At 39.0% G+C, this 21,134-nt stretch carries 20 protein-coding genes; 10 read left to right on the forward strand and 10 right to left on the reverse strand.

Annotated features, from left to right (window positions below; all coding sequences use genetic code 11):
• The first annotated feature begins 81 nt into the window (after positions 1 to 81).
• Positions 82 to 1,641 (forward strand): MoaF-related domain-containing protein, encoded by a 1,560-nt coding sequence (locus AC1M9D_RS05460; protein WP_481611678.1) that lies wholly within the window; start codon positions 82 to 84, stop codon positions 1,639 to 1,641.
• Positions 1,642 to 1,859: 218 nt separating this feature from the next.
• Positions 1,860 to 2,045, forward strand: coding sequence for a DUF7230 family protein (locus AC1M9D_RS05465; protein ID WP_035264181.1), 186 nt, complete (start codon positions 1,860 to 1,862; stop codon positions 2,043 to 2,045).
• Positions 2,046 to 2,308: 263 nt separating this feature from the next.
• On the opposite strand, the gene ptsP is transcribed toward AC1M9D_RS05465, so the two are convergent.
• Positions 2,309 to 4,603 carry a phosphoenolpyruvate--protein phosphotransferase gene (gene ptsP / locus AC1M9D_RS05470; RefSeq protein WP_481611679.1) on the reverse strand — a complete coding sequence of 765 codons (2,295 nt, stop codon included), beginning with the start codon at positions 4,601 to 4,603 and terminating at the stop codon, positions 2,309 to 2,311.
• A gap of 98 nt (positions 4,604 to 4,701) precedes the next feature.
• Entirely contained in the window at positions 4,702 to 5,172 is a 471-nt protein-coding gene (locus AC1M9D_RS05475) for an RNA pyrophosphohydrolase (RefSeq protein WP_035264177.1), read from the reverse strand.
• A gap of 183 nt (positions 5,173 to 5,355) precedes the next feature.
• On the opposite strand from AC1M9D_RS05475, the gene AC1M9D_RS05480 reads away from it, so the two are divergent.
• Complete coding sequence (locus AC1M9D_RS05480; protein ID WP_481593406.1) at positions 5,356 to 6,006, forward strand: HAD family hydrolase; 651 nt, start codon at positions 5,356 to 5,358, stop codon at positions 6,004 to 6,006.
• A 184-nt stretch (positions 6,007 to 6,190) separates the two neighbouring features.
• Complete coding sequence (locus AC1M9D_RS05485; protein WP_035264173.1) at positions 6,191 to 6,442, forward strand: DUF2789 family protein; 252 nt, start codon at positions 6,191 to 6,193, stop codon at positions 6,440 to 6,442.
• A 70-nt stretch (positions 6,443 to 6,512) separates the two neighbouring features.
• On the opposite strand, the gene AC1M9D_RS05490 is transcribed toward AC1M9D_RS05485, so the two are convergent.
• The gene (locus AC1M9D_RS05490) at positions 6,513 to 7,370 is read right to left on the reverse strand and encodes a LysR family transcriptional regulator (RefSeq protein WP_035264171.1); all 858 of its coding nucleotides are present in this window, start codon (positions 7,368 to 7,370) and stop codon (positions 6,513 to 6,515) included.
• 130 nt (positions 7,371 to 7,500) lie between these two features.
• On the reverse strand, positions 7,501 to 7,737 hold the full coding sequence (locus AC1M9D_RS05495) for a DUF2061 domain-containing protein (protein WP_035264169.1): 237 nt from the start codon (positions 7,735 to 7,737) through the stop codon (positions 7,501 to 7,503).
• Between the two features lie 234 nt (positions 7,738 to 7,971).
• Between AC1M9D_RS05495 and leuC the strand changes: the two genes are divergently transcribed.
• The 4 genes from leuC to leuB all read left to right on the forward strand — a co-directional run bounded on the left by leuC (position 7,972) and on the right by leuB (position 11,871).
• Positions 7,972 to 9,420 carry a 3-isopropylmalate dehydratase large subunit gene (gene leuC, locus AC1M9D_RS05500; RefSeq protein WP_180028647.1) on the forward strand — a complete coding sequence of 483 codons (1,449 nt, stop codon included), beginning with the start codon at positions 7,972 to 7,974 and terminating at the stop codon, positions 9,418 to 9,420.
• A 14-nt stretch (positions 9,421 to 9,434) separates the two neighbouring features.
• A complete protein-coding gene (gene leuD, locus AC1M9D_RS05505) occupies positions 9,435 to 10,085 on the forward strand; it encodes a 3-isopropylmalate dehydratase small subunit (protein ID WP_481588649.1) in 651 nt (216 codons plus the stop codon).
• A 97-nt stretch (positions 10,086 to 10,182) separates the two neighbouring features.
• The gene (locus AC1M9D_RS05510) at positions 10,183 to 10,761 is read left to right on the forward strand and encodes a hypothetical protein (protein ID WP_179998722.1); all 579 of its coding nucleotides are present in this window, start codon (positions 10,183 to 10,185) and stop codon (positions 10,759 to 10,761) included.
• Between the two features lie 30 nt (positions 10,762 to 10,791).
• Complete coding sequence (gene leuB / locus AC1M9D_RS05515) at positions 10,792 to 11,871, forward strand: 3-isopropylmalate dehydrogenase (protein ID WP_481596213.1); 1,080 nt, start codon at positions 10,792 to 10,794, stop codon at positions 11,869 to 11,871.
• Here the strand turns inward: leuB and AC1M9D_RS05520 are convergent.
• On the reverse strand, positions 11,864 to 12,217 hold the full coding sequence (locus tag AC1M9D_RS05520; protein WP_481610907.1) for a hypothetical protein: 354 nt from the start codon (positions 12,215 to 12,217) through the stop codon (positions 11,864 to 11,866). The genes leuB and AC1M9D_RS05520 overlap by 8 nt on opposite strands.
• 332 nt (positions 12,218 to 12,549) lie before the next feature.
• A complete protein-coding gene (gene infA, locus AC1M9D_RS05525) occupies positions 12,550 to 12,771 on the reverse strand; it encodes a translation initiation factor IF-1 (RefSeq protein WP_004692529.1) in 222 nt (73 codons plus the stop codon).
• A gap of 228 nt (positions 12,772 to 12,999) precedes the next feature.
• On the opposite strand from infA, the gene AC1M9D_RS05530 reads away from it, so the two are divergent.
• Positions 13,000 to 14,007: an AraC family transcriptional regulator gene (locus AC1M9D_RS05530; protein ID WP_035264130.1), complete on the forward strand. Its 1,008-nt coding sequence runs from the start codon at positions 13,000 to 13,002 to the stop codon at positions 14,005 to 14,007.
• 48 nt (positions 14,008 to 14,055) lie between these two features.
• On the opposite strand, the gene truA is transcribed toward AC1M9D_RS05530, so the two are convergent.
• From truA to asd, 4 genes are all read right to left on the reverse strand, one after another.
• Positions 14,056 to 14,853: a tRNA pseudouridine(38-40) synthase TruA gene (gene truA, locus AC1M9D_RS05535; protein ID WP_092766713.1), complete on the reverse strand. Its 798-nt coding sequence runs from the start codon at positions 14,851 to 14,853 to the stop codon at positions 14,056 to 14,058.
• A gap of 8 nt (positions 14,854 to 14,861) precedes the next feature.
• Positions 14,862 to 15,839, reverse strand: a complete 978-nt coding sequence (locus AC1M9D_RS05540; RefSeq protein WP_035264356.1) for an asparaginase domain-containing protein — start codon at positions 15,837 to 15,839, stop codon at positions 14,862 to 14,864.
• 37 nt (positions 15,840 to 15,876) lie between these two features.
• Positions 15,877 to 17,799 carry a hypothetical protein gene (locus tag AC1M9D_RS05545; RefSeq protein ID WP_481611680.1) on the reverse strand — a complete coding sequence of 641 codons (1,923 nt, stop codon included), beginning with the start codon at positions 17,797 to 17,799 and terminating at the stop codon, positions 15,877 to 15,879.
• Between the two features lie 284 nt (positions 17,800 to 18,083).
• Positions 18,084 to 19,202 (reverse strand): aspartate-semialdehyde dehydrogenase, encoded by a 1,119-nt coding sequence (asd, locus tag AC1M9D_RS05550; RefSeq protein WP_035264122.1) that lies wholly within the window; start codon positions 19,200 to 19,202, stop codon positions 18,084 to 18,086.
• Between the two features lie 186 nt (positions 19,203 to 19,388).
• Between asd and AC1M9D_RS05555 the strand changes: the two genes are divergently transcribed.
• Entirely contained in the window at positions 19,389 to 20,513 is a 1,125-nt protein-coding gene (locus tag AC1M9D_RS05555) for an endonuclease/exonuclease/phosphatase family protein (RefSeq protein ID WP_481610909.1), read from the forward strand.
• The last annotated feature ends 621 nt before the right edge of the window (positions 20,514 to 21,134 follow it).

Here is a 21,134-nt window from a genome sequence, read left to right on the forward strand (position 1 = left end):
TATGGCACTTTTGCTTTAAAGCTTATTTAAAAAAATAAAGATCAATAAGAACCATAGATAAATTTATCTCATGAGGCTGATATGACAAAACTCCTAACCACTAGTTTATTTGTGACCACCATTGCTTTAAGTGGCTGTAATGATTCTGATGATAAAAGTCCAAAAGATTCATCAAATCCATCTCCACTCACTTTGCAGACTTATACTCCTGGAGAAGATGCTGTTTTTGCCGTTGCATCAACTTTAATTTCAGGAAAAAAAGATGCTATCTTGGTCGATGCTCAATTTCAGAATCAATACGCTAAAGACGTAGTCAATCTGATTAAGAAATCAGGTAAAAATTTAAAATATATTTATATTTCCCATAGTGACCCTGACTATTATTTTGGAACCAATGAAATTTTAAAAGCATTTCCAAATGCTAAGGTTGTTTCAACCGCGCAGACAGCTTATTTGATACAAGCCTCTAAAGAAGATAAGTTATCAGTTTGGCAGCCACAATTAGCAAAAGGCGATGCCCCTGAAAAGATTATTATTCCTGAAGCCTTAAATTCAGGATATATGGAATTAGATGGGCAAAAGATTCAAGTCCAACTTGATCCAGAGGATTCCGCACATAGTTTCTTATGGATTCCAAGTTTAAAAACAGCATTGGGTGGTATTTCGGTCGCTTATGATGAGCATTTGTGGATGGCCGATACCAATGGTGTGCAAGGGATCGATCTTTGGAAGAAGCAAATTGATAAAATACTGAGTTTAAATCCTGAAAAAGTGATCCCAGGTCATTATGTAAAAAGTGACTTTTCACCTAAGCCATTGGATTGGATTAAAGGGTATTTAACGAACTTTAAAACAGCAGTTACTGAAAATCAAAGCTCGGAGGGGATTTTGGGATATATGAAAGCAAAGTATCCAGATCTTGAGTCGAGTGAAGAAGTACTAAAAATGTCTGCACAAGTATTTGCCAAAGAAACCGATTGGAAAGTTGCATCTCCTTATCCGCCAATAGGACAAAAAATTCAAGTCGATTTTACGAGTTTGAAATTTGATCTTGATGTCAAAGACCATCAGAACCTAACTTTTACAGGTGCCGGTGGCGCAGTTGGGCCAGATCTTTCTGAAGCGGTAAAATATACACCTGTTGAGATTGCTAAAAATATTTTTATGGTTTATTGGCATGAGGATAAATCAGGAGATAATGTCGTTCATATTCAAGATTATAATCGAGATATCGTTTACACCAACATTGCTGGGAATGATGGAACAATTCATCTTAAAGGCAAAATACTAGGCGTCAAAGGTGTAATCAAGGACATCGGTTTACAACAAGCATTGAATAAACCATTCTTCGCTATTGGACAGACTTTGGCGTTAAACATCAATGGTCAAACGCAGCGTCTTGAATTCAAAGACCAAAGTCTTTTAAATATCACATCAGGACAAAATACATCTGCCAATATTGAATATTTAGCCACACAGGTTGGACCTGAGCAGTTTATGGTGTATTGGACAGATGATGCGACTAAAGAAAATGTTGTACTGATCATCGATCAAAAGCAAAAGATCATTTACCAAAATATCGCAATGCCAGATGGAAAATTTAATCATCATCGAGGTACATTTAGTCTTCTACCGAAATAATGATGATTTAGTCCTTTCTATGCTGATTAAGAGTACCTTCGGGTGCTCGAGTTTTTGATCAATTTAACATAGAAAAATGGCAGAGCTAATCTTAAACATTTTATGCATTCGATGAATGTCATTGAAAAAACCATTATGAATTTGCTTGTATAATGTACAAAAAAGCGTAATATCGTTTTCCCATCATGAAGGATGGATAAACTGAAGGTGATTAAAAAATGGCAAAGAAAAAAGCGTTGCCAGAAGTTGTGATTCACAACTTTGTGGCAAAACATATGCATGAAGTCAACAAAAGCCAAGTTTTTGTAGATCGTAAGAAAAATGCAAAACGTGGCTATAGCAAGCACAAAAAAGGGAGATATTCGAATGATTATCTCCCTTTTTTTATATGCCTAAACACGTGAAGGTTACTCTGCTCCACCACTACTTCCACCATAATCTATATCTACATATGATGATTCGCTCATTTGGTGTTCAGAATTCATCGTTAAACCATGATCTAGCGCATAATTTGAAATAGGTTTATTGGGTCTTGAACTACTTTTTAATTTACTAACATATAAATGAAATAGAATTACCTAGATAGCTACGATCAACATGACGATTAAAAAAAGCCAATTGATTATGTTGTTACTCAGCTCTTTATCTGCTTAAACCGAGATTCATATTAGGCATTTACAATACGATTCGATTTCACCATATCCGCTAAACCATTATGACGGAAATAATACTCCATCCAACTTTTCACAATGAGTGGATTACTCATTTTCACCACTTCATCCAAAAGTGTTTGCGCATCTACCATTGGAACATGACAAATTGCTTTACGGACTCTGAGAATATTGCTCGAACTCATTGAAAGCGTATTAAAGCCCATTGCCATCAGTAAAATTGCTGAGAGTGGATCGCCAGCCATTTCACCACAAATACTGACAGGTTTGTCATATTTATGACACTCTTGAACTAAGCGTTGCAATGCTCGAAGCACTGAGGGATGGAAGTGAGAATAAACACTCGATACACGTGGGTTATTACGGTCGACTGCCAACAAATATTGGATTAAATCATTCGAACCCACAGAGAAGAAATCAACTAATTCTGCAAACTCACCAATTTGAAGTAAAACACTAGGTACTTCCACCATGATGCCAATTTTAGGACGATTAATTTTAACTTGTTCTTCTTCCTGAACCGCAGCTAAGTCACGCTCAATAATATAAAGCGCTTCTTCTACTTCACTGACGCTGGTGATCATTGGCAGCAAAATATGCAAATTATTCAAGCCGACACTGGCTTTTAACATCGCACGAATTTGTGAAGAGAAAATCTCAGGATGATCCAAGGTAAAACGAATCCCTCTCCATCCTAATGCTGAGTTTTCTTCTTCTATTTCGAAATAAGGTAAATCTTTATCTGCACCAATATCCAAAGTACGCATCACGACTGGTTTATTGGCAAAGTGACTAAGTTGTTGACGGTAAATCGCCCGTTGCTCTTCTTCACCCGGGAAACGATCACGCAACATAAATGGAATTTCTGAACGATAGAGTCCGACACCTTTGGCACCGCGTTGTACACCACGCACGACATCAATCATTAAACCTGTATTCACAAATAAGCGTACTGCAACACCATCAGGAGTGATGGCATCTTTGGTTTCATACTGTTTAAGATCTTTGGCGATTTGTTCTTCTTCTTTTTGGATGTCACGATAACGTTGACGTAAACGGCGTGGTGGATTGATAAATACACGTCCTTGATAGGCATCAACAATCATTTCCACATCATCAAGGGTAGTCACCGGAAGTTCGGTGACACCAACAACTGTGGGGATACCCAAAGCACGTGCTACAATCACCATATGTGAATTGGCAGCCCCTTCAGACGTCACAATCGCTGCAATCTTATCGACAGGTAGTTCAACCAGTGCTGCCGTACTGATTTCTTCACCCACGATGATACTGTCATTACTCAGTTCTCGGTGACTTAAATCATCTTCTTGAAGCGCTGCTAAAATACGACGCCCAAGGTCTTTTAGGTCTGCAACACGTTCTCGTAAATAATCGTCTTCCATTTGTGCAAAGATTGCCACATGACGATCAATAACGTGTTTAACTGCACCTTGAGCCCAGTGACCATCACGGATTAACTCTTTGATTTCAGCAGGCAGGGCATTCTCATCCAACATTCTCAAGAATACGCTAAATAATGCACGTTCCTCAGACATCAAAGAATCTTGCATTTTATCATCAAGTGATTGAATTTCTTGGCGAACTGAATCAACCGCATGATCGAGTAATTCAAGCTCTTCACTGATATCTTCAGCTTCGCGGTCAGGTACTGAACCTAAATCTGCGGGTGGATAAAGAATAAGTGCACGACCTAATGCAATACCACCTGCACCTGATGATCCTTGAAATGTTTTATAGGTTGGAGAATTATTTGGCTTACGGAAAACATCAATATTTCCAACTGCATGCGCATGGGCGATAACGCCAGAAAGTTGCGCACAAAGTGTGACTAAAAACGATTCAGCAGCTTCGCTAAAGTCTTGTGGTTCAGTGTTTTGAACCACGAGAACACCCATGACTTTTCGACGATACATGACAGGAACGCCAAGGAAAGAGTTATAAATCTCTTCACCTGTTTCTGGAAAATACGCGAAACGCTCATGCTTAAACGCATTCTCGATATTGACGATTTCCTCGCGTTGCCCAACGAGTCCGACCAAACCCTCACCCAACTGCAATGATACATTGCCAATGGATTCAGCGTTTAAGCCTTTGGAAGCCATCAGAACGTAACGTTGGTTACGTTCATCAAGTAAATAAATAGAGCACACATCTACATGCATTGCTTCAGAAATTTGGTTGACCATAATTTCTAACGAATCATGCAAACTGACAGACGCATTGATTTCTTGGACAATGCGCCGTAAAGAGTCTAATTGCATGTTCGACATGTAGCGGTGCTCCTCTTAAAGGGATGTAATTATGGTGATTATTCAAATAGTCGAAATAAAAATCAAACATTTAAATTCAATGTTTAATATAAATCATGCTATGGCAGATGCATACACAATTCCAACATGGCACGACGGTAAACATCTTTTTTGAAGTTCACCACTTGGCCTAGTGGATACCAATAGCTGACCCATTGCCATTGATCAAACTCTGGCGGATCATTTAAGTTCAACTGAATATGATTCGTTGACGCGACTAATTTCAATAAAAACCATTTTTGCTTTTGTCCGATACACACAGGATCAGAATCTGATCTGATGTAGCGAAGTGGCAAACGATAATGTAACCAACCTTCGGTCTGAGCAATTATTTGGACGTGCTCCGGCAATAACCCGACTTCTTCACGGAGTTCCCTGAAAAGTGCCTGTTCTGGAGTTTCACCAAATTGGATGCCTCCTTGAGGAAATTGCCAAGCATTGTGACCAATGCGTTTTGCCCATAAAACTTGTCCAATATCATTTGCCAAAATGATCCCGACATTCGGTCGGAAACCTTCTGAGTCGATCATTTGGCACCTAAAATTTATTAAATTCGTTGACTTTGGGTTCGGGGGCATCCACTCTCTATGCCCAACTCGAAAAGTTCAAAGTAATAATGTTTTAAAATTGCTATGATCTTAACGAATTTCTATCGACTAGCGGAGATAGATTTACATTTTTTTTCTTAAATTTCAGTTTGAACGAGTAATTTCATGAAATTGGCGTTGTTTGATTTAGATCACACCTTGTTAAATACCGACTCTGACCATTCTTGGGGCGAGTTTTTAGTCAATGAAGGCTTGGTTGATCCAGTTCGACATCGCGCCATGAATGACAAATTTTATGAAGATTACAAAGCGGGACAACTTGATCCAATTGCCTACAACGAATTCGTATTTGAGTTTTTAACGCAACATGACAATGAGTATTTGACGGACTTACATCAGCTTTTTATGCAAAAAGTGATTCGACCTCAAATGCGCCCTGAAGGTTATAAAGCGATTCAACGTCATCAAGATGCTGGGCATCAATTAGTAGGGATTACCGCAACATCAGATTTTATTACTGCACCTATTTTTCGTGAATTTGGTATTACAGAAATTATTGCAACCAATGCAGAAGTGGTTGATGGTAAATATACGGGTAAAGTCATTAATATTCCGTGTTATCAAAAAGGTAAATTGGCACGATTAGATCAATGGCTCCAGGGACGAGAAGTTACTGAATCATGGGCATATTCAGACTCCATTAATGATCGATTCTTATTGGAATATGCGGATCATGCGATTGCAGTCAATCCAGATGAGCGTCTTGAAGTATTGGCTAAAGAGCAGGGTTGGGATATCCAAGACTGGTCCATTTAAGACAATTTTATTCTCAAAATTAAAAATTGCTAAAGCCATTGTATCAATGGCTTTTTTTCATTGATCAGCATTGAAATAACTTGAGATGAAATTCAGCATAAATTTACAGACGCTTTCATCCATTAGTGATACCTTATGCGCAAACAACTAACTTAAAATTAATCAAAATCATAAGGAATACACGATGCTAAATGCAGAGCCAAGAATGACCAACTTATTTGAGCAATTAGGATTAGATTCTAGCGAGCAAGCTATTGCAGAATTTATTGAAACACATCAGTTAGAAGCTGAAACCTTTTTGACTGAAGCAAGTTTTTGGTCTGAAGGTCAACGTCAATTTTTGAAAGAAAAATTATGTTCAGATGGTTCATGGGCATTAATTATCGATCAGCTCAATGAGTCTTTACATGAAGATTCATTGAAGAAAAAAGCTTAAGTAGCTCACTTGTCTTAAAAAGTAAAAAGTCATCTTATTTAGATGACTTTTTAAAGAACGAATGCTGAAATTATTTCATTAAATCAACCAGGGCCTTGGCTGCCTTAGATTGGGTGCGTCCCGGATGCCAAACCATACCCAATTGACGCTGCATTTCTAAATTAATGTCCAGCCTGACTAAGTCTTGATTCACTAAAGTACTTGGTAGGACAGACCAGCCTAACCCAATAGAAGCCAACATGCGAATGGATTCAAGCGGGTTATTACTCATAGACACTTTAGGTTTTAATCCATTTTTTTCAAATTCTGCAAGGGTGATCTGCGCTGTATATGTTTGAGCTGCAGGTAATAAACTTGGGTACTGCATGAGATCTTCAAGGCTTAAATTTTTCATATTTGCCAATGGATGAAAAACTGCAGCAACGAAGACCAATGGATCACTCCATAAAGGAACATATTTTAAACGTTCATCTAGGACTGGGGGTAAGGTTAAGAATGCCAGTTCAAGATCACCCGCTAACACTTTTTCATGAGCTTGTTCTGAATCTACAAAATGCACATCTAATGTCACATCAGGATATTGCTGAACATAGCTTTTTAAATGTTGCGGTAAATGATGTAATCCAATGTGATGGCTGGTACCAACTTTAAGCTTTCCTTTAATCTGATTTTGGTCGTGGCTTAAGGTGTGATGAATATCACCTAGTTCATTTAACCAATTTTTAACTTTAGGAAGCAGGGAATGAGCCGCATGGGTGGCTTGTACACCTCGGCCAGCAGATTCAAATAATTTGACACCAAAATAATCTTCTAAACTATGAATACGTTTGGTGACAGCGGGCTGAGTGATAAATAGTTGATCAGCTGCCATAGAAATCGAACCCGTTTCCATGACTTTTATAAAAGCTTCAAAGGCAGCAAGATTCATAATTTAAACTCGGTTATGAAAATATTATTTAATTATAAAATAAATTTATATCTATTGCGAAGTAATTCTTCATAAACTGTTGCAAAAAAGCCGCATAGTGCGGCTTAGATGAGGAGGATCACAGGTGAAACTATGCGACGATATTTTCTTCCTGTTGTATCGTTTTTTTCTCCCACACGCGTTCGTGAATGAAATAAGCCACGGCTTGTACAGTAGGCTCAAGTAAACTCAAAGTAATTGCCATCCAAATGCTGCCTGTGACAAGGTAGCCTACAATCATGGCTACTGTAATGTGCATAATGTAGTAGCTTAGTGTTTTTTTGAACATGCGTTGATTATCTTCAACAAATTTTTGAATATGTGCCATGTGAACATCCTCAGGTGGTGGTGATCTTGGAGATGGTTAAATGATAAGCATTCTTATTTAATCTGTAAAAGCGAATATTATTTTTAAATTAATCGTTTTTATAGATGGTTTTTGTGTTTAAATTGATTCTAAAAAGTTTTTAAACTAATAAAAATGATAAATTAGATTTATGTGAATAGGCCGTTATAATCGTAATTAATGACAGAATTACCCAGTCCAGTGGAGCAAATCGACATGGCAGGCGAAACCCAAAAAGCAGAAACTCAAACAAAAAAAACGTTGTACGATAAATTGTGGGACGATCATTTAGTTAAACAACGCGATGATGGCTCTTCTTTACTTTATATCGATCGTCACTTGTTGCATGAAGTGACTTCTCCACAAGCTTTTGAAGGCTTACAACTTGCAGGGCGTAAACCTTGGCGTTTAAGTGCAAACGTGGCAACGCCTGACCATAACGTACCAACGTCTACGAAAGAGCGTTCTGAAGGGATTGCGGGGATCGAAGATGATACTTCACGTATCCAAGTGCAAACTTTAGATGATAACTGTAAAACATTTAATGTTGCACAGTTTGATATCAACGATGTCCGTCAAGGGATCGCACACGTTGTTGGACCTGAGCAAGGTTTAACTTTACCGGGTATGACGGTTGTTTGTGGTGACTCTCATACAGCGACGCATGGTGCGTTTGGTTGCTTGGCACACGGTATTGGGACATCTGAAGTTGAACATGTATTGGCAACGCAATGCTTAGTTCAAAAGAAAATGAAAAACATGTTGGTACGTGTTGACGGTAAATTAGGTCAAGGCGTAACACCAAAAGATGTGGTTTTAGCGATTATTGGTAAAATCGGTACAGCTGGTGGTACAGGCCATGCCATCGAATTTGGTGGTCAAGTGTTCCGTGATATGTCGATTGAAGGTCGTATGACGGTATGTAACATGGCGATTGAAGGCGGTGCCCGTGTAGGTATGGTTGCTGTAGATGAGAAAACCATTGAATATGTGAAAAACCGTCCTTATGCACCGAAAGGTGAGCAGTGGGATCAAGCTGTAGCTTATTGGAATACTTTACATTCTGATGAGGGTGCACACTTTGATACAGTCGTTGTATTACAAGGTGAAGAGATTGAGCCACAAGTGTCTTGGGGTACATCTCCTGAGATGGTGATTCCTGTTTCTCAAGCAGTACCGACATTAGAACAAGCAAAAGATGATGTACAACGTAACGATTGGACACGTGCTTATCAATATATGGGCTTAACCGCGGGTCAAGCATTGTCTGATATTAAATTGGATCGCGTATTTATCGGTTCTTGCACCAACTCTCGTATTGAAGATATCCGTGCGGCAGCTGAAGTTGCAAAAGGCAAAAAAGTTGCAAGCACGATTAAGCAAGCGATGGTTGTTCCGGGTTCTGGCTTAGTCAAAGCACAAGCAGAAGCTGAAGGTTTGGATAAAATCTTAATTGAAGCTGGTTTTGAATGGCGTGAGCCGGGTTGCTCAATGTGTTTAGCAATGAACGCAGACAAATTACAACCGGGTGAGCACTGTGCATCAACATCAAACCGTAACTTCGAAGGTCGTCAAGGTAATGGTGGTCGTACGCATTTAGTGAGCCCAGCGATGGCAGCAGCAGCGGCAATTGCAGGTCACTTTGTTGATGTACGTTCATTCTAAGAGGAGCAAACAACATGAAAAAATATACCGTTGAACAAGGTATCGTTGCACCTTTAGACCGTGCCAATGTCGATACAGATTTAATTATTCCAAAACAGTTCTTGAAATCAATTAAGCGTACAGGTTTCGGCGCGAATTTGTTTGATGAGTTACGTTATTTAGATGAAGGCTATTTGGGGCAAGACAACTCAAAACGCCCTTTGAATCCAGACTTTGAGTTGAATAAACCACGTTATCAAGGTGCTTCAATCTTGATTTCACGTGCCAACTTTGGTTGTGGCTCAAGCCGAGAACACGCGCCATGGGCTTTAGAAGAATATGGTTTCCGTACCGTAATCGCACCAAGCTATGCAGACATTTTCTACAACAACAGCTTTAAAAATGGCATGTTACCAGTGATCTTGTCTGAAGAGATTGTTGATCAATTATTTAAAGAGTGTGCAGCACAAGAAGGTTATCAGTTAACGATTGATCTTGAAGCACAAGAAGTGCGTACGCCTACAGGCGAAGCATTTAAATTTGAAGTTGATCCATTCAGAAAGCACTGTTTGTTGAATGGTTTAGATGATATTGGTTTAACGTTACAAGCGGCAGAAGACATTCGTGCTTATGAGGAAAGAACTAAAGCTGTTCGCCCATGGGTATTCCAAGAAATCAAAGCGTAACTGATACTTAAAGCTATAGTGCTCTGATTCAAGTCTTGCTAATATCGGTGCAAAATTATTCTTTTAGTTTTGCGCCGTTTGGTGAGGTTGGGCACAAATGAAGGCAAAAGTTTTATTACGCTACGCGTTTTTCGGATTGTCTGTCGCCGTTTTATCCGCTTGTCAGACCGTAGACCGATTACAACTGAAAAAGATTAAAGAAACGCCTGAAACCAGAAATCATGCTTTGATTTATTGCTCAGGAACGCTGAATTGTGAGTTTGAAAGATTCGATGAGCATCCCATTGTTGATGCTCAATCTCGAAGATTAGATCAGCGTGCGATCAAGCAAGGTATCGTGCGATTAAATGCTGGCTCTTTGAAAGATCCGCAAGCCTTATATCTTTCAGTTCCTGCTGGACTGCATGAAGTGGTGGTTCGCTTTTATCCGATTTCAGAGGAAAAAGCAGAAACTATTAATGTTATCCATCGCTTCGAAGCAAAAAAAGATTACCGATTTGTAATGTTTAGAGATCGAAGCAGTGGGAAAAAAAGTTTACTTGATGCTTCTGCACCAGAGCCATTATGTGTTGACTTGTTGCAAGAGCAACAAACCATTCGTCGTTTCTGCAAACCTTATAATGTTCTCAATGGACTAGGCGAGTTTGTGGAACAAAAAAATTTAAAAACACGTTAGTTCATACTAACTTTACAAATGGAAAATCTCATGTCTAAACAAATCTTGATTTTAGCTGGTGACGGCATTGGTCCTGAAATTGTAAAAGCAGCTGAACAGGTCCTCACCCGTGTCAATGAAAAATTTAATCTAGATTTAACATGGGAACAAGGTTTATTGGGTGGCGCTGCAATTGATGCGCATGGTTCACCTTATCCAGAAGTTACCTCTGAACAAGCAAAAAAAGCAGATGCGATTTTGTTAGGTGCTGTGGGTGGTCCGAAGTGGGATACAATTGAGCGCTCAATTCGTCCTGAGCGTGGTTTATTAAAATTACGTAGTGAACTTAACCTTTTCGCTAACTTGCGTCCAGCGATCTTGTATCCTCAGTTGGCAGATGCTTCAAGTTTGAAACCTGAAATTGTTTCAGGCTTAGATATTTTAATTGTCCGTGAATTAACTGGTGGTATTTACTTTGGTCAACCACGCGGTATTCGTGAATTAGAGAATGGTGAGAAGCAAGGCTTTAATACCGACGTATATGCAGAGTCAGAAATCAAACGTATTGCTAAAGTGGCGTTTGAAATGGCGAAACTACGCGGTGGTAAAGTGTGTTCAGTGGATAAGGCGAATGTTCTTGAAGTCACTGAGCTTTGGAAACAAACAGTAACTCAGTTGCATGCTGAACAGTATGCTGACATTAACTTGTCACATATGTATGTCGACAATGCAGCAATGCAATTGGTTCGTGCACCTAAACAATTTGACGTGATCGTAACAGGTAACTTGTTTGGTGATATCTTGTCTGATGAAGCTGCGATGTTGACTGGTTCAATCGGTATGTTGCCATCAGCTTCTTTAGATGAAAATGGTAAAGGGATGTATGAGCCTTGTCATGGTTCAGCACCAGATATCGCAGGTCAAAATATTGCAAACCCATTGGCAACAATTTTATCTGTTGCAATGATGCTTCGATATACGTTCCGTCAAGAAGCTGCAGCAAAAGCGATTGAAGATGCAGTAGGGAATGTTTTAGACCAAGGTTTACGTACAGCTGACATTATGTCTGAAGGCATGAAGAAGGTCGGGACAGTTGAAATGGGTGAAGCAGTTGTTGCAGCGCTTAACTAATTTCAGTTGATTCATTCAAAACGCAGCTTATGAGCTGCGTTTTTTTATTGCCGAGCTTTTGAAAGCGATATTGTTTTTTTAAGCTAAAAACACTTGAGCAAGTCATTAGGTTATCGTAGTACTGATTTACTGAAGTTGTCTGTACAGGAATCATAAAACCATTTTCATCTCTCATCGAATTTCCCATTGGAATCGCGGTGTTGACTATACGTTCAAAAGTGAAAATTTCCCGCTCATCTCGAATCACAAGATTAGACTTCAGATGAATGTTAAAAGAATTCAAATCGGTAGTTTCACGGATATGTTGGATATCTTGCCCTACAAATTGTGAAACATAAGTATTCATATTTTTTTGTTCTGAAAATTTACTGTTTGGCACGCCATAAACAGGAAAAGTGTAAATATGCAGATGGGCAAAAAACACAATTTATTTAGTGCACGAAATAGTGGGGCAGTACGACGATTTTTTTTGTGGTTGAGTGTGTATATGAGGATTGTTTTTATATTTGATTGAAAGTTAAGAATAAATAGTGAGTTTAATTATTCTATATATCTGAATTTATCTCTTATCACAAAGACAGGCGATTGATTTAGCTGAATGAACTTTCTATGCGATTCATAAAATAAAAGTACAAAAACAAAAAAAGCCACTCAATGTGGCTTTTCGCTTACTAACACTTAGCGTGCACGGTAAGTAATGCGACCCTTAGATAAGTCATAAGGTGTCATTTCAACTTTAACACTGTCGCCAGTCAAAATACGAATATAGTGTTTACGCATTTTACCAGAAATGTGTGCAATTACTTCGTGACCGTTTTCTAAACGTACACGGAACATAGTATTAGGAAGCGTTTCGGTGACAACGCCTTCGAACTCGATAAGTTCCTCTTTATTGGCCATAGCCTACCTGATGATCAAATTGGAAAGGCGCAAATTATAGGCAAAATTTTAGAAAAAAACAAGGTTAAACCAAGTTCAGTCGGCGTTTCTATGGTCAAACTTGTCGAACAAACAAATAAAATTTTTAAACAAAAAAATGCTTAACTATGTTGTCAGTTTGGTCAATCGACTGTAATCTAATTCATAAGTTTTAAGTAAATATTAATAACATACAAGGAAGGGCACTGCGTGAGTCAGCTAACTGATGCTTCGGTTGTTCTACGATTAGGTTATCAAGCAATTCGTCGTGCTGGATTGCCCACAGAAGAAATTTTAACAAAAGCGGGTGTGGCCTTAAATCAAGTAGATCAAAATGCGCGTACGCCTTTAAGCGCGCAGTACGCTTTCTGGGTTGCTGCCGAAGAAGTCAGTAAAGATCCAGACATTGGTCTACATTTAGGTGAGCATTTACCACTTTATCGTGGTCAAGTGATTGAACATCTTTTTATTTCATCTGAAAATTTTGGCGAAGGCCTGAAAAGGGCTTTAGCGTATCAACGTCTAATCAGTGATGCATTTCATGCCAAATTGGTTATTGAAGATGATCGTTGCTACCTAACCAATGGTGAACAACCTTTCTCTGAAAATCTAGTCAATCGTCATTTTTCTGAGTGCGCGATTTCAGGCATTTTAAGATTCTTCAAATTTATTACTGAAGGTCGTTTTCAACCTATATATATCGATTTTAACTTTAGCGAGGGTGCTTCAGACGATGAGTATTTCCGTGTATATGAGTGCCCGGTAAGTTTAGGCCAAAAAGAAACGCGACTTTATTTTGATCCTGCAATTTTAGATTATGTACTTTGGCAAGCCGAGCCAGAATTACTTCAACTACATGAGCAGTTGGCGATTGAAAAATTACAGGAGTTGGCTCGATATGATTTAGTGGGTGAGGTGCGCCGTGCCATTGGTTCTACACTTGAGAGTGGAGAAACAACGCTAGAAACTGTGGCAGCTCAGTTGAATATCACCCCACGTCGTTTGAGAACACAGCTCAGTGAAGCCAATACAAGCTTCCAGCAAATTTTATCTGACTATCGTTGTCGTTTAGCTAAAAAACTTTTGGCAAACACCAATGAAAGCGTAGAGAGAATTGTCTATCTGACGGGTTTCTCAGAACCAAGTACGTTCTATCGTGCCTTTAAACGATGGACCAATGAGACACCTGTTGAATATCGTAAGCGTAAACAGCGCTAAAAAAGTCCCTTCTTATGAAGGGATTTTTTTCAATTCAAAATAAAAAATCTATTCAGGCATGTTTAACCAATGAGGGCCTAGCGGAACTTTAGGCAAGTTAAACTCTTCAGGATAGTGTGCTTGGATAAAGTAAAGGCCGTCAGGTGGTGCTGTGATCCCTGCTGCTTTACGGTCTTCTGCTGCGAATATTTCATCAATATGGTCAATGTCGTACATCCCCTGACCAATTTCCAGTAAACAGCCCATAATATTGCGAACCATGTGGTGTAAAAAACCATCTGCTTGGATGTCTAGAACGAGGTAAGCACCGTGTTTGATGAGTTTGCAATGGCTCACATGGCGTACAGGCTGGTTGGATTGACACGCAGCAGCTCTAAAGCTTTCAAAGTTATGAGTACCCTCAAATTTTGAGGCTGCAGCAATCATTTTATCCACATCAAGTGGGTAATAAGCATGCGTTACTTGTTTGTGGAGTAAGGCAGGACGCATGGGTCTGTTATAAACGACATAACGATAACGGCGAGCCTGCGCTTTAAAGCGTGCATGAAAATCACTGCCCATTTCTTGAATCCACTGGATGGCAATATCTTTCGGGAGTGTACTGTTAGCTCCCATAAGCCAGCCACGAATTGGACGTATTGCATTTGTGTCAAAGTGAGCCACCATATTTGTGGCATGAACACCTGCATCTGTTCGACCCGCACCATGCAAAATGATGGGTTCATCAGCAATTTTGCTCAACACTTTTTCCATGGTTTCTTGTACGCTCGGCACGCCTGGTTGCTGTGTTTGCCAACCTCGATAACGAACGCCACTAAACTCAATTCCGATTGCAAAACGTGGCATTTGAACCTCTAATTTGATGAATCATACCAATGCTGTAACCATTGATCTGTGGAGGGGTATTGTAAATACATTTTTAGAATTTTGGCATAAAGATCGGCATCACTGAGTGTATCGTCGATCAAAATATCAGATGCTTTAATCCAACTGCTAATTGCATAGCGTTGATCTAATTCTCCAAACATGACCTGACTACTTAATACAATATGGCAGCCTAAGGCACGAAGCTGCTTCAAAATATCTGTGGTATCCGCATTAATTGCTAAATTACCGGTTCCATATGCTTGAAGTATGAGTACATGAGGCGAGTTGTCGATAAAACGCGTTAAATGCTGATTGAATAATTTGATTTCAATGGGGCGAAGACTCAGATTCGCAATATTGAGTTGTGTCGAGCGTTCAATATGTTGCTCAGTAATGTCGACAAAAGAACTTGATATGGGCTTGATGACATTTGTAAATGCTTCACCACAAAATGCATTTAGTGCCGTGCGATGAGTCTTGACTGCAGTTCTGGCATGAAAAATTTGATGGTTAAAGCATAAGTAAACACCATCAGACACATTTTCCATATATTGGATGGCATGATTCAGATTATCTAAAGCATCGCTCGATGGATGCAAAGATGTCGCTGCATGATTGAGCAGAGGAAATTGGCTACCTGTGATAATGACTCGACACGTATCATGGAGAAATCGAGAAAGAATAGCCGCAGCATAACTCATGGTATCGGTACCATGAATGACAATAAAATTTTGAAATTGTTTAGCTTGCAATTGTTGAATTTTTTGGATTAACAGCAACCAATCACGCGCCGTACATGCACTACTGTCTTTAATCTCATGAGCCTGAACAAGCTCTATTGGATTTTGAACGGGCAAAATTTCTTTTAATTGCGGGAAAAAATCGGCAGCAGGCATAGGCGCTAAAGGTTCACCAACGCAACCAAATGTCCCACCCATATAGATTAAAGCTATTTTTGAACTCATAAAAAAAGCAGCCTGATTAGACTGCTTCATATTAAGATTAATTGGAATCAGATTCCATGCTCTCTCGGAGTTTTGCTGCACGCATTTTTTGTTCGTCATTGTAATGCGATTCATATTCCGTAATTAATTTTTCTGCTTCATCAAACGCGCCAAATTTAATGTATTGATCCGCTAAATCTAAGTTAAGTTGAATTTCATCAACGTTGAGTAATTCAGGAAAACGTTGTACAAGAGGATCATCAGGACGATTCGGATTCATTTTTATCGCAGATGTTTCATGCGAATGACTCTTTTGCACATCCACGTTTTCATCTGATGAATTGAGGTCAAAATTAAACTCGTTTATCGGTTCAATTGAGCTTTCTATTGTAGATTTTGAATCAAGATTTTCCTCAAAGTCGAAAGTTACAAAATCTAAATTTTGATCATTCACGCTTTGTTCTGGAACTTTTGCTGAGCTAGATATTTCAGCATCAAAGTTAAAATCATCTGAAAGATCAAAAGTGAGTTCATCCTTAGATGTTGTTTGAGAATGAGGCTGTTCCGACTGATCTGAAAAGCTAAATTCCAATGGATCTATTTCAATATTCAGTTCTTGTGGATTTTTTTCTAATGGAGAAGAGCTCAGTGCTGAATGAGAGAGATCTGTTTTTTCAACCCATTCTTGACTTAAATCAAGTGTGAAGTCGAGATTTTGGATGGACTCATTTTCTGAAGCAAGGTTCTCAGCATCAGTTGAGTGCACTGATGCTGTTTGTGATTTATTTTCAGACTGAAAACTGGAGAAATCTAAATCAAACTCTAAGGGTGCGCGATCTTCAGTCGATTGATTGGTTGTTTCAGATTCAGTCTGTGTTTGAGCATTTGGCTCGAAAGTTAAATCTGTCGTTATAAATTCTAAAGGTGTTTGCTCTTTTGATGCAGGAGTCTTCTCATCATCTTGCTCGAATGGGTGTTGTGAGGTTGGTTGCGGTGTATCTTCCATAAAAAAATCGAGTTCAAAATGCTCGTTTTGCGATGGAGTCTGTTGTTCAGTTGCCTGCTGATTTTCAGCCTGATCAGAAGGGAGCTGGTCAATGATTTCTTCATTGGTTTTATTGAGCGTAAACTCTTCTGCTAAATCCAGCTGTTCTGAGCTAAATACAAAATGAGCAGTAGGTTCAGCAGAGACATGCTCAGTTTCTTCCTCAGGAGTGCTTTTCTTCTCTTTGGCTTGTAAGGGATGTGGGTTTTGTTCTGTTTCAAACACAAATGTTGAGCTTTGAGAAGGAAGAGAAGATTGCTCTGTGGTCTCATTTGTTTCAGTGGGTGTGCTTTCCTGAGTGCTATGTTGTTCATCCTGTGATTTGATGAGATGATCAAAGGCTTGTTCTGATTGCACTGCAGGGATTTCAGTTATAAAACTGGTGCTATGAAACTGTGCAGCATGACGAGGCTGATTCTCGGTGTTCGATATATCCCGTGATTCTTTCGCAATTTCTTTATTCTGTTCCGCTTCTTTTGCAGCTTTAAGTTTGTCTTCAGCTTCATCCGCAATGTAATGTAATCCAGTGGAGCGTAAATAATTACTTAATTGTTTTAAAGCAAATTCATCATTCTGTAGGATGTGAATATCAATCAAATACGAGTAAAGCTCATGTTGTCTAGGATCACGATTCAATGCTTGATTGATTTTTGCTTCGGCTGACATATAGCTTTCTGATTGAATTAAGTATTCAATGCTGGCTTTAAGTTCATCAGCCACTGGTTCGGCACTTAAGTCTTGTGGTGCGCCATGACCGTGCTGTGAATAGGCTTGTTGTGGGGTGGAGCGAGTTTTAGGGCTTTTCTTAGCGCGTTTTACACTCACATTTTTTTTAGATTTTGTTGATCCTGTGTCACCATTTTTTTGTTTATCCTCACGTTTTTTGAGCACCAGTGCGATTAACAGCAAGACGACAAATGGAATGACATACAACATAATTTTTCCCCTTCATTGAATTCAATGAATTTATTGCAAATCTAATACCTGAGTGCTCGAAATATTGGACTGTTTTTAATCTCGATTTTTTATATTCTCAGTTCATCATTATGCATCGATCAAGATGTTCGAAATAAGAAGTGATGAGATTGTAATTTAACTGTTTTTTGTATAGATGTCATAATATTTCCTTTCAAATAGCACTCCAAGCTCTAATCAATTCAAATTGCATAAAAAAAGCCGATCTAATCAGACCGGCTTTTTATTGAAGTGACTATTAAAAATTAAGCATTTTTATAGTCAATCAAGATGCGTAGCATACGGCGTAAAGGTTCAGCAGCACCCCAAAGTAATTGGTCACCAACAGTGAACGCGCCTAAATACTCTTTACCCATATTAAGTTTACGTAAACGACCTACTGGAACAGTAAGCGTGCCTGTTACTGCAACAGGTGTAAGATCAGTCATTGATGCTTCACGTGTGTTCGGCACAACTTTAGACCAGTCATTTGCACTTGCAATGATGTCTTCAATTTCATTTAAAGGAACATCTTTACGAAGTTTTAAAGTCAATGCTTGTGAGTGACAGCGCATTGCACCAATACGTACACAGTGACCATCAATAGGTACAATTTGTGAATTACCAAGAATCTTATTGGTTTCAACTTGACCTTTCCATTCCTCTTTCGATTGACCGCTTTCAAGCTGTTTGTCGATATAAGGAATTAAAGAACCTGCTAAAGGTACACCGAAGTTTGCTGAAGGGAATCCTTCACCACGTTGTAATTCAGCAATTTTAGAGTCGATATCTAAAATTGGAGAACGTGGATCGTCTAATAGATCTTTTGTATTGTTATACAAATAGCCCATACCTGTGATGAGTTCACGCATGTTTTGCGCACCCGCACCAGAAGCAGCTTGGTAAGTCATTGAAGTCGCCCATTCAACAAGATTGTTTTGGAACAGACCACCAAGACCCATTAACATCAATGAAACAGTACAGTTACCGCCTACAAATGTTTTCGTACCTTTTACCAAACCGTCTTTGATCACATTCATGTTGACGGGATCTAATACGATGATTGCTTCATCGTCCATACGCAATGTAGATGCAGCGTCAATCCAGTAACCATTCCAACCATCAGCTTTCAACTTAGGGAAAACTTCAGTGGTATAATCACCACCTTGGCAGGTAATAATGACATCCATTTGCTTCAGACTATTAATGTCTGTCGCATCCATAAGTGCTGGGGCAGTTTTACCACCAAACGCAGGGGCTTCACCACCTGCATTACTGGTAGAGAAGTAGAATGGCTCAAAATGAGCGAAATCATTCTCTTCAACCATACGTTGCATAAGGACGGAACCAACCATCCCGCGCCAACCGACCAGACCTACTTTCATGTCACTTTGCCTCGGTGCGTTAAAATAAAAAAGGGGGTTCGAGTGTATCAAAAGAGTGTATAACTGCAAGTGGTACACAATCAAAACAGCAAATATATTGTGCAATATATCTTGTTTATGTTACATGCAAAACTAATATAAATTTATGAATCATCGAAAAATTAAGAATATATAAAGAGAAGCGCTATGCTATGGATTGAGATACTGGCTGTTGTTGTGATTTGGTTAAGTTTTTGGTCTTTGATTCCGCGTGATGAGTGGTGGTTTCGAGGTGCCGATTTTCCAAGACTACAAATTTTAGCCCTAGGCTTTATCGCATTTATCCTCCTGTTGATTTGGGATGGGGAATGGGATTTAAGACGCCAAGTCATATTTGTTGGATTAATTGCTGCATTAGCATATCAATTGAAGATGGTTTTGCCTTATACCTTAATTTGGAAAAAACAGGTGAAACAGGTCCAACCAGATCAACTTGATCCATCAAAGCAAATCTCTTTAATTGTGTCGAATGTTTTAACACCAAATACAGAATATCATCGTTTGATTGAACAGATTCATCAGCATCAACCCGATATCGTATTGATGCTTGAAACAGACCAAACCTGGCAGAATGAACTTTCAGTCATCGAAGCGGATTATCCTTATCGTGTTCCAGTACCTTTAGATAATCTCTATGGAATGCATCTCTACAGTAAGTTGGAATTGAGTGATACCGAAGTCAAATTCATACTGAGTAATGAGATTCCTTCTATTCATACCACAGTGAAATTACGTTCTGGACAGCCAGTTCAATTATATTGTTTACATCCCAAACCGCCGAGTCCAACTGAAGCCAAAGACTCTACATTACGTGATGCTGAATTGTTGATTGTGGGTGATCAAATTAAAGACTTGGATGAAAGTTGCATTGTCATGGGAGATCTAAACGATGTGGCATGGTCTCGTACCACACGACTATTTCAACGTATCAGTGGTTTATTAGATCCGCGTGTTGGACGTCATTATGTCAATACCTTCCATGCGGACTATCCGCTATTACGATGGTCACTCGATCATGTATTCCACAGCACTGATTTTGCTTTGGTGAAAATGGAGCGATTACCGCATATTGGTTCGGATCACTTTCCTGTGTACGTTGTTTTACAAACTGGACGAAAATTTGAGCAAGTACAGCAAGAATTAGAACAAACGGATGCTGATGAGCAAGAGGCTCAGGAGGCGATTCAAGAAGGTATTGCGAAAGCTGAGAAAGAAGAGAAACAAGTGACAGATGAAATTGCGCAAGATTATAAAGATGGCAAACAAGTGTGAATGGATGCGTGTAAGAAATTGCTTACAATGAATGTGTCTGTTGACCCATAGTCACGAAGCAAGCTTAAGCGTAATCTAAGCTTATCGGCACAGGGAGTGGGAATGGAATGATCCCAATATGGAAGACGACGCCGATGGAAAATCATCATGGAGATGATGTAGGAAAGGAAAGCCAATAAAACAATAATATGATTTTTGAAAAGCACAACCTCATCGACCCGAGTTCTACAGGATGTAGAACTCGGGTTTAGTTTATGGTGGGTTTAACTGTTTAAATGCATACAGGTCGAATGAATTAAATCTCGTTATTCAGCTCTAATCTTTTATTAATGCTATGATTTGCCAAAATGAAAATATTGAGCAGATGGAGTATGACTTTGTTTCTTAAAAATATGAAAGACATAACTACAAGCAAATCCTTCGCTTCGATCGTTGTGTTAAATGTACTAATGAGTACCAACGTTTTTGCACAAGAAGCTGATGAAAAAATGATGGATGCGGTTGCATCTCAAGAACAGGTCGCGAACACTGAAGCTAAAGAAGCTAAAGAAGCTAAAGAAGCTAAAGAAGCTAAAGAAGCTAAAGAAGCTAAAGAAGCTAAAGAAGCTAAAGAAGCTAAAG

The organism is Acinetobacter sp. ANC_7682, assembly GCF_056779795.1.